This window comes from Pseudomonas sp. MPB26, assembly GCF_046605355.1.
Taxonomy (GTDB): domain Bacteria; phylum Pseudomonadota; class Gammaproteobacteria; order Pseudomonadales; family Pseudomonadaceae; genus Aquipseudomonas; species Aquipseudomonas cedrina.
Genome location: NZ_CP176793.1, coordinates 2935875 through 2953010 on the forward strand (window position 1 = coordinate 2935875; position 17136 = coordinate 2953010).

A 17136-nucleotide genomic window follows, 5' to 3' on the forward strand; every position below is an offset into this window, starting at 1 on the left:
TTCCTATCGGTTCAGGCGTTTGTCGATCAGACCCTCTACAACGCTGGGGTCGGCCAGGGTCGAAGTATCGCCGAGGCTGTCGAGTTCGTTGCAAGCGATCTTGCGCAAAATCCTGCGCATGATCTTGCCGGAACGGGTTTTCGGCAAGGCCGGTGCCCATTGGATCAGTTCCGGCTTGGCAAAGCTGCCGATTTCCTTGCTGACCAATTCCAGCAAGTGTTTTTTTAATGTTTCGCTGGGTTCCACGCCATTCATGGGGGTGACAAAGGCATAGATGCCCTGGCCTTTGACGTCATGGGGATAGCCCACCACGGCGGCTTCGGCCACTTGGTCGTGCAGCACCAGGGCACTTTCCACCTCGGCGGTGCCGATGCGGTGGCCGGAGACGTTGATCACATCGTCGATGCGCCCGGTGATCCAGTAATCGCCGTCCTCATCGCGCCGCGCGCCGTCACCGGTGAAGTAATAACCGGGGTAGGGTTTGAAATAGGTGTCGACCATGCGCTGCGGATCGCCGTACACGCTGCGGATTTGCCCCGGCCAGCTGGCCTTGATCGCCAGCACGCCGCTGCCGGCGCCACTGATTTCCTTGCCTTGCTCGTCGAGCAATACGGGCTGCACGCCGAACATCGGCTGGGTTGCGCAGCCGGGCTTGATCCGCTGGGCGCTCACCAATGGGCTGAGCATGATGCCGCCGGTCTCGGTCTGCCACCAGGTGTCCACGATCGGGCAGCGCTGTTCGCCAACTGCATTGAAGTACCAGTCCCAGGCTTCCGGGTTGATCGGCTCGCCCACGCTGCCGAGCAAGCGCAGGCTGGCGCGGGACGTGTTTTCCAGTGGGCCATGACCCTCACGCATCAACGCGCGCAAGGCCGTGGGCGCGGTGTAGAAGATATTGACCTTGTGCTTGTCGATCACCTGCCAGAAGCGCGAGCTGTCCGGGTAGCTCGGCACGCCTTCGAACATCAGCGAGGTCGCGCCGTTGGCCAGCGGACCGTAGACGATGTAGCTATGGCCGGTGACCCAGCCCACATCGGCGGTGCACCAGAACACTTCGCCGTCGCGGTAGTCGAGTACGTATTTGAACGTCATGGCCGCTTGCAGCAGGTAGCCGCCGGTGCTGTGCAGCACGCCTTTGGGTTTGCCGGTGCTGCCGGAGGTGTAGAGGATGAACAGCGGGTCTTCGGCGTCCATCGGCTCGGGTGGGCAATCGTCGCTGGCGGCGTCGAGGGCCTGTTGATACTTGAGATCGCGGCCTTCGGTCCAATTGACGGTCGCACCGGTGCGCTCCACCACCAGCACCGTGCTGACATCGGGGCAACTGGCCAGCGCCTTGTCGACATTCTGTTTCAGCGCCACCGGCTTGCCGCCGCGCACGCCCTGATCGGCGGTGATGACGGTGCGGCAGTCTGCGTCGAGGATCCGGTCACGCAGGGCATCCGGTGAGAATCCGCCAAATACCACCGAGTGCACCGCGCCAATGCGTGTGCAGGCCAGCATGGCGTAGGCGGCTTCCGGAATCATCGGCATGTAGATGCACACCCGATCGCCTTTCTTTACGCCACGGCTTTTCAGCACATTGGCCAGGCGGCTGACGTTCTGGTGCAGTTGGCGGTAGGTGATGTTGGAGGATTTTGTCGGATCATCGCCTTCCCAGATGAAGGCCGGTTGATCGGCGCGTTGCGCCAGGTGACGGTCGATGCAGTTGTAGCTGACGTTCAGCTGACCGCCGGCAAACCATTGGGCGGCGCCGGTATGGATGTCTGAGCGATGAACGCTGTGCCAGGGGGTAATCCAGTCGAGAAAGCCCTTGGCCTGTTCAGCCCAGAACGTGTCCGGCTGTTCGATGGATTGGCGGTAGAGGCGCTGATAGTCCTCTTGACTGAGTTGCGCAGCCCGGCGGACGGCATCGGCGGTGGGAAACGTGCTGATATCGAACATGAGCGATCCTTATTCTTGTTTTTGCGACAAGTCATAAAGATGCACCCTGTAAGGGGAGGGTTCAAGGCCAACCTCCAAACGGACGTTGGCCCTGCAAAACCTGGATCAGCCGCGGTGGCGACCACGGAAGTAGTTGATCAGGCCCTGGGTCGACGCATCGTCAGCCACAGTTTCCTCGGCACCGGTCAGGCGGTTGTAGACGCCCTTGCCCAGCTCTTTGCCGAGTTCCACGCCCCATTGGTCGAAGGCGTTGATACCCCAGATCACGCTCTGCACGAACACTTTGTGCTCATACATGGCGACCAGCGCGCCCAAGCGACGCGGGCTGATGCGCTCGACCACGAGGGTGTTGCTTGGGCGGTTGCCCGGGATCACCTTGTGCGGGGCGAGTTTCTGCACGTCTTCTTCCGGGATGCCCTTGTCGCGCAACTCGGCTTCGGCTTCGCCGCGGGTCTTGCCGAGCATCAATGCCTGGCTCTGGGACAGGCAGTTGGCATACAGCCATTGATGGTGGTCGGACACCGGGTTGAAGCTGACGATCGGCACGATGAAGTCGGCCGGGATCAGTTGGGTCCCCTGGTGCAGCAACTGGTGGTAGGCATGCTGACCGTTGCAGCCCACGCCGCCCCAAATCACCGGGCCGGTATCGGTGCCCACCGGCGTACCGTCCTGGCGCACGCTCTTGCCGTTGGATTCCATGTCCAACTGTTGCAAGTGCTTGGTGATGTTACGCAGGTAGTGGTCGTACGGCAGGATCGCATGGCTCTGCGCACCCCAGAAGTTGCCGTACCACACGCCCAGCAGGCCCAGCAGTACCGGCATGTTCTGTTCGAACGGCGCGTTCTGGAAGTGCTGGTCCATTGTGTAGGCGCCGGACAGCAGTTCCTTGAAGTTGGACATGCCGATGGCCAGGGCGATTGGCAAGCCAATGGCCGACCACAGCGAGTAACGCCCGCCCACCCAGTCCCACATCGGGAAGATGTTCTCTTCGCGGATGCCGAAGGCGACCGCTGCCGCGTTATTGCTCGATACGGCGATGAAGTGCCGGTACAGCTCGGCTTCCGAGCCACCCTGGGCCAAGTACCAGGCGCGGGCGGCTTGGGCGTTCTTAAGAGTTTCCAGGGTGTTGAAGGATTTCGACGAGACGATAAACAGCGTGGTCTCGGCGCGCAGCTTCATCGTCAGTTCGTGGAACTCGCTGCCGTCGATGTTTGCCAGGTAGTGGCAGCGCACGCCTTTGTGGGCATAGGACAGCAGCGCTTCGGAGACCAGCTCCGGGCCGAGGAACGATCCACCGATACCGATATTCACTACGTCGGTGATCGGCTTCTCGGTGTAGCCACGCCACAGGCCGTCATGGATGCGCCCGACCAGGTCGGTCATCTGGTTCAGCACCTTGTGCACGTCCGGCATGATGTTCACGCCGTTGACCGACAACTTGTCACCCACAGGGCGGCGCAGCGCAGTGTGCAGGGCTGGGCGGTGTTCTGAAGAGTTGACGGGTTCGCCGTTGTACAGCGCGTCGATCGCCGCCTTGAGGTCGACTTCCTTGGCCAGCGCCACCAGCAGGTCACGGGTTTCGCCGGTAATCAGGTTTTTCGAGTAATCGAGGAAAAGTCCGCAGCTGCTCAAGGTGAACTGTGAAAAACGCTGCGGATCGGCATTGAACGCTTCGCGCATGCTGAAATCCTGCATGGCTTGGCGATGTTGATTGAGCGCTTGCCAGGCGGGCAGAGCGGTAACGTCATGAGGAGTGCGGTAGTACGCCATCGCTGCGGGTTTCCTTTTTATTACGGGGACTGCCTTTAGGACACTTCTGGGTCCGGAACGTCCAAATTTTCATCAGGCAATGGGTTCCGGACAGCGCTAACCATAGCGCAGGGCGATTACATTAAACCTAGCGTGTCGATATGTCTTGGCTTTGTCTGCGCTGTGGCCGGTACTTTTTTATACCGGCGCAACGAGAAGAGCAACGGGAACCGCGACGAGAGAGGGTCAGTCGAGGGTCAGGTGCAGGTTGTCGATGAGGCGGGTGGCGCCCAGGTACGCCGCGACCAGGATCACGATATCGCGGTCTTCGGCCGTGGCCGGGCGCAGATGTACGCCCTGGCGTACTTCGAGGTAATCCAGGCGCAGCCCGGCGGCTTCGATCTGCCCGACCTGCTCGGCGCGCAGCCTGGCAAAGTCACGCTCACCGGCTTTGATTGCCGCGCCAATCTGGCTGAGGCAGCGGTACAGCACCGGCGCGACGGCGCGTTGTTCGTCGGTGAGGTAGCCGTTGCGCGATGACAGCGCAAGGCCATCGTCGGCGCGCACGGTGGGCTCGCCGATGATCTGGATCGGCATGTTCAGGTCGTGGACCATGGCGCGAATCACCGCCAGTTGCTGGTAGTCCTTCTGGCCAAACACCGCCATGTCCGGCTGGACCATGTTGAACAGCTTGCTGACCACCGTCGCCACGCCTTCGAAGTGCCCCGGACGGCTGGCGCCGCACAGGCCTTCAGACAGCTGCGGCACGCTGACACGGGTCTGGCCGGCGGTGCCGCCGGGGTACATTTCCTCGACGGTGGGCGCGAATAGCAGGTTGCAGCCGGCTTGCAGCAGCTTTTCCTGGTCGGCGGCCAAGGTGCGGGGGTATTTGTCCAGGTCTTCGCCGGCGCCGAACTGCAGCGGGTTGACGAAGATGCTGGCGACCACGAAATCCGCCTGCTGGGCAGCCTTGGTCACCAAGGTGGCGTGGCCGCTGTGAAGATTGCCCATGGTGGGTACGAAGCCGATGCGCTTGCCGGCGCTGCGGGCATGGGTCACGGCAGCCCGTAGTTCACGTAGGGTTTTAACGGTGTTCATGCGCAGAATCCGTGTTCGGCGCCTGGAAAGGTCACGCTTTTGACTTCAGCCACGTAGGCGCTCAATGCATCGTGGATGCTGGTTTGGCCGGCCATGAAATTCTTCACGAATTTGGGCACGCGGCCGCTGATCGACAGGCCGAGCATGTCGTGCAGCACCAGCACTTGGCCATCGGTAGCGGAACCCGCGCCAATCCCGATCACCGGCACTTTCACCGCCTGGGTGATTTCGGCCGCCAGTTCGCTGGGTACGCATTCGAGCAGGATCATCGCTGCGCCCGCTTGTTCCAGGGCGATGGCGTCGGCACGCATCTGGCGCGCCTGGGCTTCATTGCGGCCTTGTACCTTATAGCCGCCGAGGAGATTGACCGACTGCGGCGTCAGGCCCATATGCGCACACACCGGCACGCCGCGCTCCGCCAGCAGGCGGATCGATTCGGCCAGCCATACGGCGCCTTCCACTTTGACCATATGCGCACCGGCTTGCATCAGCTTGCCGGCATTCTGGAACGTCTGTTCGAGTGTGGCGTAACCCATGAACGGCATGTCGGCGATGATGAAGGCGCCATCGTTACCGCGCTTGACGCTGGCGGTGTGGTAGGCAAGTTCATCGGTGGTCACGGGCAGTGTGCTGTCATTCCCTTGAAGCACCATGCCCAGGGAGTCACCCACCAGCAACACTTCGACCCCGGCCTGGCAACTGGCGTGGGCAAAGGTGGCGTCATAGCAGGTCAGCATGGTGATTTTTTCACCTTTGAGCTTGAGGCTCTGCAAGGTGGTCAGGGTAATGTCTGGCATGAAAAGGGTCCTCGTTCAGGCGCATGGAAACAGCGAGTAACGCGCGTGAGTCTTCGTTTATACAGGCGCACTGTCTTGAGAGCAGTGCTTATAAGGCCTGGATTGCGCCCTTCAGCGCCGGGTTGGCGGCAGCGGGACGCCTATAGTCGTGAGGAGGACACGGGAAGTCAATTGGATGTGTTACCGCATTGTTACGAGGGCGGTGTTACCGCTGTTACTGATGCGATTCAGCACTTGGCCAGTCGTTTCGAACTACATGAGATCGAAATGTGGGAGCTGGCTTGCCTGCGATAGCATCACCTCGTTCTCACTGAAGGACCGAGTTGCTTGCATCGCAGGCAAGCCAGCTCCCACATTGACCGAGTCAGTCTTGGGGAAGGCGTTCCAAGCCGACAAACGGGCAGGCGGCGAGCAAATTGCTGAGTGTTTGACCATCGGGCAGTTGCAGCGTTGCCGGAGCCAGTTCAGCCAACGGGTACAGCACAAACGCCCGCAGGTGCATCTGATAATGCGGCACCTTCAGGCGCGGCTCATCGATCAGGCGATCCCCGAACAGCAAAATATCCAGGTCAAGGGTGCGTGGGCCCCAGCGCTCAAGGCGTTCGCGGCCTTGAGCGTTTTCGATGGCTTGCAGCGCATCCAGCAGCTCCAGAGGCGCAAGGCTGCTGTCCAAGGCCGCAACCGCGTTGGTGTAGCGCGGCTGGCCCGGGAGCAGGGAATCACTTTGATAGAAGGCGGAGACGCCAGTGACTGTAGTGCCTGGCAATCGCGCCAGTGCCTCGATAGCACTGCGCAATTGCTTGTCCGGGGCCGCCAGGTTGCTGCCCATGCCGATGTAGATATGTTCCACGTTTAGTCGCCTGCGGCGCCCGACGCGTCAGCGGCGCTGCGTTTGCGTTTGGTGCCACTGCGACGGCGCTTCTTCGGCCCCTCGCCAACGCCATCGCCTTTGCCGGCGAGGTCGCGAATCATGTCGCGGCGCTCGCTGTCATTGGCGTCCTGGTAGTCGGTCCACCATTCACCGAGGCCGTCAGTTTGCTCGCCGGCGCTTTCACGCAGCAGCAGGAAGTCATAGCCGGCGCGGAAACGCGGGTTGTCCAGCAACAGGTCGGCACGCTTGCCGCTGCGGCGCGGCAGGCGCTCCTGCATGTCCCAGATCTCGCGGATCGGCATGGTGAAACGTTTAGGGATTGCAATGCGCTGGCACTGCTCGGCGATCAGCTCATGCGCGGCTTCCTGCATAGCCGGGATCGGCGGCATGCCACGGTCTTGCAGGCGCAATACGCGTTTCGGCAAGGCCGGCCACAACAGGGCGGCAAACAGGAACGCCGGGGTTACCGGCTTGTTCTGCTTGATGCGCAGGTCCGTGTTGATCAGCGCTTCGCTGATCAACGTATGGGTATAGGTCGGGTTGTATTCCAGCGCCTCGGCACTGGCCGGGAACAGCGGGTCGAACAATTGCAGGTCGACGAGCATTTCGAAGGTGTCGGCGGCATAGCCCGAGAGGAACAGCTTGAGCACTTCTTCGAACAGGCGCGCCGAGGGGATTTCCCGCAGCATTGGGGCCAGCTCACGGATCGGCGCAGCGGTGTGTTTCTCGATACCGAAATTCAGCTTGGCGGCGAAACGCACCGCACGCAGCATGCGCACTGGGTCTTCCTGGTAACGCTTGACCGGATCACCGATCAGGCGGATCAGATGGTTGCGAATATCGTGCACGCCATTGGCGTAATCGAGAATGCGCTCGCTGACCGGGTCGTAGTACAGGGCATTAATGGTGAAGTCGCGGCGTTGCGCGTCTTCTTCCAAGGTGCCGTAGACGTTGTCGCGCAGGATACGTCCGCTCTCGTTGCGGGAAGACTGATTGGTGTCTTCCTCTTCATCGTTTTGCGGGTGGCCTGCGCGGAACGTCGCGACCTCGATGATTTCGCGACCGAAGTGGATATGCACCAGCTTGAAACGGCGACCGATGATCCGCGCGTTACGAAACTCGGCGCGTATCTGCTCGGGCGTGGCGCTGGTGGCGACGTCGAAGTCTTTGGGGGTGATGTTGAGCAACATGTCGCGTACGCAGCCGCCCACCAGATAGGCCTGGTAGCCGGCGTTCTGCAAACGTTCGACGATGTTCACCGCATAGCGACTGAATTGAGCGCGCTGCAATGAATGCTGATTGCTGTTAAGCACTTCAGGCGTGCTGCGAATGTGTTGCGTACGACGCAAGGGAGAACGGAATGACTGGAACAACTTCTTCAGCATGGGATGCACTGTTTGAAGGAATGTTCGGCCATAACGAAGAATGACCGCATGATGGGCCGGGATTCTAGCATTTAGTCGGGGGATGGTGTAGGAACAAGCTGCGAGCCTTGCGTCAAAAGCGTTTGAGCATCAAAACGGCGCGGAACAGCGGAAACTACAAGGGGAGCCGAAGCTCCCCCAGAAGTAGTTGCGTGCTCTATTTTTATTATGGGTTGCGGGCTTCTTGTTTTTGTTGATCGCCCTCGCCATGAAGCTTCACCTTCATGACACTCCCAATCGGGAGCCAAGAGCAAACGGATTGCTTTGGTCGCTGTGTTGCTGATCTACGATCCAACCAGTTCAGGCTCTGCCTTAGGGCAGTTTTTGTTGTTCTCGGCCTGGTTGCGGGGCAAGCCCCAAATGCAACGCCTCTCCAAAAGAATCAGTTAGCTGCGCCTCCGCCGTGTTGTTTTTGTTATGCGTGAGTCGATTCGTCTTATTTTTATTGTCTTGTACTGAGCTTGTTATTGTTTTTGTACTAAGCATATAGCAGGGTGCGTGCCAACTTTTGCGTCGGCCAGTAAAACCGGGGGGTTGAGGCGGTTTCGGGTTTTTGACGGGCCAAAAAAAACCGGGGCTTCGTTACCGTAAGCCCCGGCTTTTGTTACGCGAAATATCCGCGGTAACAGTTTTTTCACATCTGTGGGTGTTACCTGTAGGGGCGCACCCTCAGCTCTCGCTGGCTACACCCGTCTTGCGGCGTGGAATGCCCAGGCGCTGGCGGCGTTCCCACAGGCATTTACGGCTTACGCCCAGTTTGCGCGCCAACTCGGTCTCGGTCATATGGTCCTGATGCTCAAGGACAAAGTGCTGGAAATAATCTTCCAGTGACAGGTCCTCCGTCGGCTCATGGCTGGTATTGCTACCGCCGCCCTGCTGGGGGGCCAGACCGACGAAATCGTCGTCGTCCAGGTCGCTCAGTTCGATATCGATGCCCAGCAGCTCGGCGGAAATCTCCGGGCTTTCCGAGAGGATTACCGCACGCTCGACGGCATTCTCCAGCTCGCGCACGTTGCCCGGCCACGAGTAATGCCGAATCGCCTGCTCGGCGTCCGCGGCGAACTTCAGGTCGGTGCGGTTGATGCGCGCGCTCTGGCGCAGCAGGAACGCCTGGGCGATCTCATTGACGTCGGCGCCACGTTCACGCAGGGGCGGTAACTTGAGGGCGATCACGTGCAGGCGATAGTACAAGTCTTCACGGAACTGGCCGATCTTGGCCAGGCTCTTCAGGTCGCGGTGGGTAGCGGCGATCAGGCGTACATCGACCTTTTGCGATTGCACCGAGCCTACGCGGCGGATCTCGCCTTCCTGCAGCACGCGCAGCAACCGCGCCTGGGCTTCCAGGGGCAGTTCGCCGATTTCATCAAGGAACAAGGTGCCACCGTCCGCCGCCTCCACCAGGCCCGCACGCCCGGCGCTGGCGCCGGTGAACGCGCCTTTTTCGTGACCGAACAATTCGGATTCGATCAGGGATTCGGGAATCGCCGCACAGTTCACCGAGATCATCGGCGCCTTGGCACGCTTGGACAGGTTGTGCAGGGCGCGCGCCACCAGTTCTTTACCGGTGCCTGATTCGCCCTGGATCAATACATTGGAGTCGGTCGGAGCGACTTTGCGGATTTTGCTGTACAGGTCCTGCATCGGTGGGCAGGAACCGATGATGCCGATCTCGCCGTTGCTGTTGTCGACGCTGGGCTTGTCGGCGGTTTTGCCTGCCGGGCGCGGTTCGGCCGGCGCACTGCTGGCCGACTGGCGGTCACGCAGGATGCGGGCCACGGCTTGAAGCATTTCGTCATGGTCGAAAGGCTTGGCTATGTAGTCCACCGCGCCCATCTTCATGGAATCCACCGCCGAGCGCAGGCTGGCGTAGCTGGTCATGATCAGCACCGGGGTGCCCTGGCCAAGCTTTATCAACTCGGTGCCAGGCGCGCCAGGCAGGCGCAGGTCGCTGACAATCAGGTCGAACGTGGGAATGCTGAAACGCTCCTGGGCTTCCTGCACCGAGCCGGCTTCGCTGACCTGGTACTGATTTCGTTCAAGCAGGCGACGCAAGGCAGAGCGGATGATGGTTTCGTCTTCGACGATCAAAATGTGCGGCATTGATTCAATTCTCTCGACGGTCTCAGTTCACAGCGGACGTCGCTTCGACATGACGCGGCAAGGTCACCCGGATACGGGTGCCGCGTTGGCTTTCGGTGTCAGCCGGGCTGTCGATGGTGATTTGTCCATAATGCTCTTCAACGATGGAATAGACCAGTGCAAGGCCCAGACCGGTACCTTCACCGGGGTCCTTGGTGGTGAAGAAGGGTTCGAACAATCGGTCCATGATGTTCTGTGGAATACCGCTACCTTCATCTTCGACGATCAGATCGACCGTATGTTCGAAAGCCTCGGTCTTGACGCGTACCGCGCTGCCGGCTGGCGTTGCATCGCGGGCGTTGGACAGCAGGTTGATCAGTACCTGGGCCAGGCGTTGTGAGTCGCCATCCACCCAATGGTCGGGGTCGCACAAATTGAAGAACTGTACTTCGAAATTGCGCCGGTTCAAGGCCAGCAGTCCAATGGCATCCTGCGCCACCTCGGCCAGGCACACCGCTTCGTCCTGGTTCTGATGGCCGCCTGCGTGGGCGAAGCTCATCAACGACTGCACGATGCGCGACACGCGCTTGGTCTGTTCGAGGATCTGGCCGCTGATTTCGATAATTTCGCCATCCTCTTCCCGCTCTTCCCGCAGGTTCTGCGCCAGGCAGGCGATACCGGTGATCGGATTGCCGATTTCGTGGGCCACGCCCGCCGCCAGCCGGCCAATACTGGCCAGGCGCTCGGAGTGCACCAGCTTGTCTTCAAGCATTTGGGTTTCGGTCAGGTCTTCCACCAGCAACACCAGGCCGCTGTTACCGGGCGCCAGGGGTTCGTCAATCGCAGCTTTGTGCAGGTTCAGCCAGCGCGTCTGGCCATCGAGGGCCAGGTGCTGCTTGTGCAAGTGCTCGTCGGGCAGGTCGATAAATCCTTGTAACAATTCTTTCCAGGGTTCGCCCAAGGTATTCAGGCGTGAACCAACCACCCGCTGCGCGGCGATGCCCGTCAGTTCTTCCATGGCCTTGTTCCACATCAGGATCTCCTGATCCTTGGCCAGGGAGCACACGCCCATCGGCAACTCCTGCAGAGTCTGGCGGTGGTAGCGGCGCAAGGCATCGAGTTCGGCGGCGAGACCTGTGAGGCGTGAGTGGTAATCCTCCAGCCGGCTCTCGATGAAATGGATGTCTTCGGTGACGTAGTTTTCGCCGCCGGCCTTGTAGGGCAGGAAAGTTTCCACCATGTCCTGGGACACGCTCGGCCCCATCAGCCCCGACAAGTTGGCTTCGATACGGTCACGCAGGCGACGCAGGGCGTAAGGGCGGCGCTCGTCGAAAGGCAGGTAGAGATCGCGAAGTGCCTGTTCCACTTCCTTCTGTGCGGCCTTGGCGCCCAGGGGCTTGGCCAGTTGCGTGGCGAACTCCTGGGGCGAGGCCGCATGCAGTTCACGCCGTTGCGGGCGGCGCACGTTGTCCACAGCGCAGGCTTCGGCGGCGCTGGTTTCTTCCGGGCTGGCGTTGGTGAACAGCGAGATCAGGGTGAACATCAAGACGTTGGCGGCCAGGGAGGCAATCGCTGCCATGTGCCAACTGGTGTCGTCCAGCACGTAAATTATGTTCAGCAAGGGGATATAGAAGCCCTGCAGGTTACCGACCAGCGGCAGCAACATAGTGACGATCCAGACCAGGATCCCCGCCAGCAGCCCGGCGATAAAGCCGCGACGGTTAGCGGTCGGCCAGTACAGCACCGACAGCACCCCCGGCAGGAACTGCAAGGTGGCGACGAACGCGACGATCCCCAGGTTGGCCAGGTCTTGCCCGGGGCCGAGCAACAGGTAGAACCCGTAGCCGGCCATGATGATCGCGACGATCAGCGCGCGCCGTGTCCATTTAAGCCAACGGTAGATATTGCCTTCGGCCGGCGGCTGGTACAGCGGCAGTACCAGATGGTTGAGCGCCATGCCCGATAACGCCAGCGTCGTGACGATGATCAAGCCGCTGGCAGCGGACAAACCGCCCACGTACGCCAGCAATGCCAGGGATTTGCTATTGGCGGCAATGCCCACGCCAAGGGTGAAGTACTCGGGGTTGGTGGTGGCCCCCAGTTTCAAGCCGGCCCACAGGATCAGCGGTACCGCCAGGCTCATCAACAGCAGGAACAGCGGCAAGCCCCAACTGGCGCTGACCAGCGAGCGCGGGTTGAGGTTTTCGGTGAACGTCATGTGGTACATGTGCGGCATCACGATTGCCGAGGCGAAGAACACCAGCAGCAGGGTGCGCCATGGGCCTTCCTGCAGGGGGGTGTGCAAGGCGGCGAGGGCGGTCTGGTTTTGCAGCAGCCACAGTTCCAGCTGCTGCGGGCCGTCGAATACGCCGTAGAGCGCATACAGGCCGACGCCGCCGATGGCGATCAGCTTGATCACCGACTCGAAGGCAATCGCGAACACCAGGCCTTGGTGTTTCTCGCGGGTAGCGATATGGCGCGAGCCGAAGAAAATCGTGAACAGCGTGATCAGCGCGCAGAAAGCCAGCGCAACGCGATGCTGCACGGGTTCGCGGGTGAGGATGCTGATGGAGTCGGCCACAGCCTGGATCTGCAGGGCCAGCAACGGCAAGACGCCGATCAGCATGAAAATCGTGGTCAGCGCGCCGGCCCAGGTGCTGCGAAAGCGAAAGGCGAACAGGTCGGCAAGCGACGACAGCTGGTAGGTACGGGTGATCTTCAGGATCGGGTACAGCAGCACCGGCGCCAGCAGAAACGCGCCGGACACCCCGAGGTAACTGGACAGGAAGCCATAACCGTATTGATAGGCCAGACCCACGGTGCCATAAAACGCCCAGGCGCTGGCGTACACGCCCAGGGACAAGGTATAGGTCAACGGATGGCGAATGATCGCCCGCGGAATCATTCCGCGCTCACTGATCCAGGCGACGCCGAACAACGCGGCCAGGTAGGCGGCGCTGATCAGCAGCATCTGGGTGAGGCTAAAGCTCATCGGCATCTTTTTGGCTCTGCAGGATGAAAGTCACGACGATCAGGATCAGCCACAGCAGATAAGGGCGATACCAGGCGCCCGTGGCGTCGATCCACCAATCCATGATGGCGGGGGAAAACAGGTAGATCCCGACGACCAGCAGCAGGACCAATCGATAGATATACATGTTGGCCTCTGAATGAAAAACTGCGGCGATGGTAACGGATGGCTGGCAAGCTGCAAGCGCCTTCAGCTCAATTGCGCTTCGGCCAGGGTCAGTGTGCGGGGGATCCGTGTGGCGTCCCAGTGGGCGACGCCCCAATCCAGCAGTTCACGCGGGCTGGCGTGCAGCAGTTCGGCGCCGGGTTGCTGGCCAAGGGCGCGCAGTGCTCTCACTAGCAGGGGCGTGGCCTGGTCGGGTGTCAACGGCGGCGATCGGTAGGATTTACCCAACTTGTTGCCGTCCGGCTGGACGATCAGCGGCACGTGCAGGTAGCGCGGTTGGCGCAGGCCCAGCAATTCCTGCAGATACAGTTGGCGTGGCGTGGAGTCCAGCAGGTCGGCGCCGCGCACGATATCGGTCACGCCTTGCCAGGCATCGTCGAGAACCACCGCCAGTTGATAAGCATAAAGGCCGTCACGCCGGCGAATGACGAAATCGCCGACTTCGCGGCCCAGGTGCTGTCGGAACTCGCCTTGAACGCGGTCGGTAAAGTGGTACGCAAGCTCGGGCACACGCAAACGGATAGCGGCATCTTGCTGGTCATGGCCGGCATTGCGGCACAGGCCAGGGTAAATCCCGTTGTAGGGTTCCAGTTGTTTGCGCGAGCAGGTGCAGGCGTAGGCCAGGCCGTGGTTGAACAGGTCGTTCAGCACTTTGGCGTAGGCTTCGTGCCGCTCGCTTTGTCGGACTGTTTCCCCGTCCCATTCAAAGCCGTAGCTTTCCAGCGCCTGCAGGATCGCCGCCTGGGCACCGGGCTCTTCGCGGGGCGGGTCGAGGTCTTCCATGCGCATCAGCCAGCGGCCACTGTTGGCGCGGGCGTCGAGGTAGGAGGCGAGGGCGGCGACCAGGGAGCCGAAATGCAAATGGCCGCTGGGTGTGGGGGCAAAGCGCCCGATATAGGTAGAGGCTGTCATGGGCCGGATACTACTGGAAATTCGGTGAACGCCAGAAACAAAAATGGGGCGTTCGCACGCCCCATTGTTCAGATCGGCTGAGTTACTTGCCGACCTGTTTTTCCTTGATTTCGGCCAAGGTCTTGCAGTCTACGCAGAGGTCCGCGGTCGGGCGGGCTTCCAGGCGACGGATACCGATCTCGACACCGCAGGATTCGCACCAGCCATATTCTTCGTCTTCGATCAGTTGCAGCGTCTTGTCGATTTTCTTGATCAGCTTGCGCTCACGATCACGGGCGCGCAGTTCGAGGGCGAATTCCTCTTCCTGGCTGGCACGGTCTGCCGGGTCAGGGAAGTTGGCGGCTTCGTCCTTCATGTGGTCTACCGTGCGGTCCACTTCCTGCATCAAGTCCTGCTTCCATTTTTGCAGGATCTTGGTGAAGTGCTGGCGCATGGGCTTGCTCATGTACTCCTCACCCTTCGCTTCGACGTAAGGTGTGAAGCCGCTGAGGCTCTGCTGCTGTTGCTTTGCTTGGGTGGACATGAATAGACCGCCTCTCACTCTTCTAATCCATTGCGCAGGATTTCAACGTCACCGACACCTGCCGGCCCTGCGGCTGCAAGCGGGCGAACTTACCAGATAGATTCGGGGTGCGCCACTCCCGGTTGTCGAGGCCCTCGGCAAAGGGGTTGCAAACTGCATCAGCCCGCCGTTGCTGGGTATGTGTTGCCCCGGATGTTGATTTTAGTCGTTTTGCAGGCGCTTGCCCGACCTGCATGCGCCGCCGGACAGGCAATAGAACATGTTTTACCGCCGGGGTTCGGTAGAATCCGAATTTTGTCCTCACCGGTAAGGAAGGCTAATGGCTCAGCCCTACAGTGCGCGCAGTCGCGCCATCGAACCTTTTCATGTCATGGCATTGCTGGCGCGGGCCAATGAGCTGCAAGCCGCCGGCCATGACGTGATCCACCTGGAAATCGGCGAGCCGGACTTTACCACCGCCGAGCCGATCATCCAGGCCGGCCAGGCGGCATTGGCCAATGGCAAGACCCGCTACACGGCGGCCCGTGGCCTGCCGGAACTGCGCGACGCCATCAGCGGTTTTTATCAACAGCGCTACGGGCTGAACGTGGACCCTGAGCGCATCCTGATTACCCCCGGTGGCTCCGGTGCGCTGTTGCTGACCAGCAGCTTGCTGGTGGATCCGGGCAAGCATTGGCTGCTCGCAGACCCCGGTTACCCATGCAACCGCCATTTCCTGCGGCTGGTGGAAGGCGCGGCGCAGTTGGTGCCGGTCGGCCCTGACGTGCGCTATCAACTGACCGCCGATCTGGTGGCCCGGCACTGGAATCAGGACAGCGTCGGCGCACTGGTGGCATCCCCGGCCAACCCGACCGGGACGATCCTCACCCGTAATGAATTGGCCGCGCTTTCGCGGGCAATCAACGCGCGTAACGGTCATCTGGTCGTGGATGAGATTTATCATGGCCTCACCTACGGCACCGACGCCGCCAGCGTGCTGGAAGTCGACAATGATGCGTTCGTCCTTAATAGTTTTTCCAAGTATTTCGGCATGACCGGTTGGCGCCTGGGTTGGCTGGTGGCGCCACCGGCGGCAGTGGGTGAGCTGGAGAAACTGGCGCAAAACCTCTACATCAGTGCGCCGAGCATGGCCCAACATGCGGCGCTGGCGTGTTTCACCCCGCAGACCCTGGGCATCTTGGAAGAGCGCCGCGCCGAATTTGGCCGCCGTCGCGACTTCCTGCTACCGGCCCTGCGCGAGCTGGGCTTCGGCATCGCCGTTGAACCGGAAGGTGCGTTCTATTTGTACGCGGATATCCGCGCATTCGGCGGGGATGCCTTCGCGTTCTGTCGTCATTTCCTGGAGACCGAACATGTGGCCTTTACGCCCGGTCTGGATTTCGGACGCTACCAGGCCGGTCACCATGTGCGCTTTGCCTATACGCAAAACATTGATCGGCTACAGCAGGCGGTGGAGCGAATCGCCCGTGGATTGCGGAGTTGGCAAGGCTGATGCATTTTTATCCTCCCCTCGAAGAAGCTCGGCTGATCCGCCGCTACAAGCGTTTTCTTACCGATATCGAAACTGTTACCGGCGAGTTGTTGACTATTCATTGCCCGAACACCGGCTCAATGCTCAATTGCATGGTCGAGGGCGGTCAGGTCTGGTTCAGTCGTTCCAATGATCCCAAGCGCAAGTTGCCTGGCACCTGGGAAATCGCCGAGACGCCCCAGGGGCGTCTGGCGTGTGTGAACACGGCGCGGGCCAATCAATTGGTGGAAGAGGCGTTGCGTGCCGGGGTGATTACGGAGCTCAACGGTTTCACCGCATTGAAGCGTGAAGTGCCTTACGGTCAGGAGAAAAGCCGGATCGACTTTCGCCTGGACTACCCCCATGGGGCCGCGTTTGTCGAAGTCAAAAGCGTGACCTTGGGCTTTGATGGCTCTTCGATTGCGGCCTTTCCCGATGCCGTCACCCAGCGCGGCGCCAAGCACTTGCGCGAGCTCGCCTACTTGGCGCGCAGCGGGGTACGGGCGGTGCAGTTGTATTGCGTTAATCTTTCGGGGATCGATGCCGTGCGCCCGGCCGTGGAAATCGACGCGGCCTACGCTGCTGCCCTGCGCGAAGCCAAGGCGGCAGGGGTGGAAGTGTTGGCCTATGGGGTGCGGGTGACATCTGAGGAGATCTGCGTGGACCGGCGTCTGGACGTGTTGTTCGACTAGAGTTCCACCCACAGTCCCTGGGCGTCTTCGCGGCCGGGCAGGGCGCTAAGGCTTTGCCCGGCGCACGGCCCGGCAATGCATTCGCCACTCTCGATCAGGAACAGGGCGCCGTGAGTGGCGCATTGGATCAGGCTGGCGCTGGCGTCGAGAAACTGGCCGGGCTGCCAATCCAGCGGGATGCCGCGATGAGGGCAGCGGTTCATATAGAAGTAGGCAACGCCGTCCCGGCGCACCGCCAGCAGCTTGCAGCCGTCGATGTCAAAACCGAGGCTGCAGTCGGGCGCGAGCGCGTTGGAGGGGCAGAGAAACTTCATTTCAATCCTTAAGTGCCTTGACGTTCAAAT

The 17136-nt window shown here is 60.9% G+C and carries 14 protein-coding genes; 2 read left to right on the top strand and 12 right to left on the bottom strand.

Annotation, left to right across the window (positions count from 1 at the left end):
• Positions 1-3 precede the first annotated feature (3 nt).
• The 11 genes from acs to dksA form a co-directional block, all read right to left on the bottom strand.
• Positions 4-1941 (bottom strand): acetate--CoA ligase, encoded by a 1938-nt coding sequence (acs, locus tag ACLH0H_RS13505; RefSeq protein WP_411382319.1) that lies wholly within the window; start codon positions 1939-1941, stop codon positions 4-6.
• A 105-nt stretch (positions 1942-2046) separates the two neighbouring features.
• Complete coding sequence (gene pgi, locus ACLH0H_RS13510; RefSeq protein WP_076952848.1) at positions 2047-3711, bottom strand: glucose-6-phosphate isomerase; 1665 nt, start codon at positions 3709-3711, stop codon at positions 2047-2049.
• 225 nt (positions 3712-3936) lie between these two features.
• Positions 3937-4788 (bottom strand): pantoate--beta-alanine ligase, encoded by an 852-nt coding sequence (gene panC / locus ACLH0H_RS13515; RefSeq protein ID WP_411382320.1) that lies wholly within the window; start codon positions 4786-4788, stop codon positions 3937-3939.
• Positions 4785-5585 (bottom strand): 3-methyl-2-oxobutanoate hydroxymethyltransferase, encoded by an 801-nt coding sequence (panB, locus tag ACLH0H_RS13520; RefSeq protein ID WP_411382321.1) that lies wholly within the window; start codon positions 5583-5585, stop codon positions 4785-4787. Before panB ends, panC begins: the two co-directional genes overlap by 4 nt.
• Before the next feature lie 364 nt (positions 5586-5949).
• Entirely contained in the window at positions 5950-6435 is a 486-nt protein-coding gene (gene folK / locus ACLH0H_RS13525; RefSeq protein ID WP_411382322.1) for a 2-amino-4-hydroxy-6-hydroxymethyldihydropteridine diphosphokinase, read from the bottom strand.
• Between the two features lie 2 nt (positions 6436-6437).
• Positions 6438-7841 (bottom strand): polynucleotide adenylyltransferase PcnB, encoded by a 1404-nt coding sequence (locus tag ACLH0H_RS13530; protein WP_186694395.1) that lies wholly within the window; start codon positions 7839-7841, stop codon positions 6438-6440.
• A 708-nt stretch (positions 7842-8549) separates the two neighbouring features.
• Entirely contained in the window at positions 8550-9980 is a 1431-nt protein-coding gene (locus ACLH0H_RS13535) for a sigma-54-dependent transcriptional regulator (RefSeq protein ID WP_076952853.1), read from the bottom strand.
• 22 nt (positions 9981-10002) lie between these two features.
• Positions 10003-12957, bottom strand: a complete 2955-nt coding sequence (locus ACLH0H_RS13540; protein WP_411382323.1) for a sensor histidine kinase — start codon at positions 12955-12957, stop codon at positions 10003-10005.
• On the bottom strand, positions 12941-13117 hold the full coding sequence (locus ACLH0H_RS13545; protein ID WP_003176118.1) for a hypothetical protein: 177 nt from the start codon (positions 13115-13117) through the stop codon (positions 12941-12943). Before ACLH0H_RS13545 ends, ACLH0H_RS13540 begins: the two co-directional genes overlap by 17 nt.
• Before the next feature lie 62 nt (positions 13118-13179).
• Positions 13180-14067 carry a tRNA glutamyl-Q(34) synthetase GluQRS gene (gluQRS, locus tag ACLH0H_RS13550; protein ID WP_411382324.1) on the bottom strand — a complete coding sequence of 296 codons (888 nt, stop codon included), beginning with the start codon at positions 14065-14067 and terminating at the stop codon, positions 13180-13182.
• A gap of 82 nt (positions 14068-14149) precedes the next feature.
• Complete coding sequence (dksA, locus tag ACLH0H_RS13555; RefSeq protein ID WP_169377624.1) at positions 14150-14590, bottom strand: RNA polymerase-binding protein DksA; 441 nt, start codon at positions 14588-14590, stop codon at positions 14150-14152.
• A gap of 319 nt (positions 14591-14909) precedes the next feature.
• Between dksA and ACLH0H_RS13560 the strand changes: the two genes are divergently transcribed.
• Entirely contained in the window at positions 14910-16082 is a 1173-nt protein-coding gene (locus tag ACLH0H_RS13560) for a pyridoxal phosphate-dependent aminotransferase (protein ID WP_411382325.1), read from the top strand.
• The gene (sfsA, locus tag ACLH0H_RS13565; RefSeq protein ID WP_411382326.1) at positions 16082-16792 is read left to right on the top strand and encodes a DNA/RNA nuclease SfsA; all 711 of its coding nucleotides are present in this window, start codon (positions 16082-16084) and stop codon (positions 16790-16792) included. Before ACLH0H_RS13560 ends, sfsA begins: the two co-directional genes overlap by 1 nt.
• On the opposite strand, the gene ACLH0H_RS13570 is transcribed toward sfsA, so the two are convergent.
• Complete coding sequence (locus tag ACLH0H_RS13570) at positions 16789-17106, bottom strand: Rieske (2Fe-2S) protein (RefSeq protein WP_411382327.1); 318 nt, start codon at positions 17104-17106, stop codon at positions 16789-16791. The two genes, sfsA and ACLH0H_RS13570, sit on opposite strands and share 4 nt — an antisense overlap.
• Between the last annotated feature and the right edge of the window lie 30 nt (positions 17107-17136).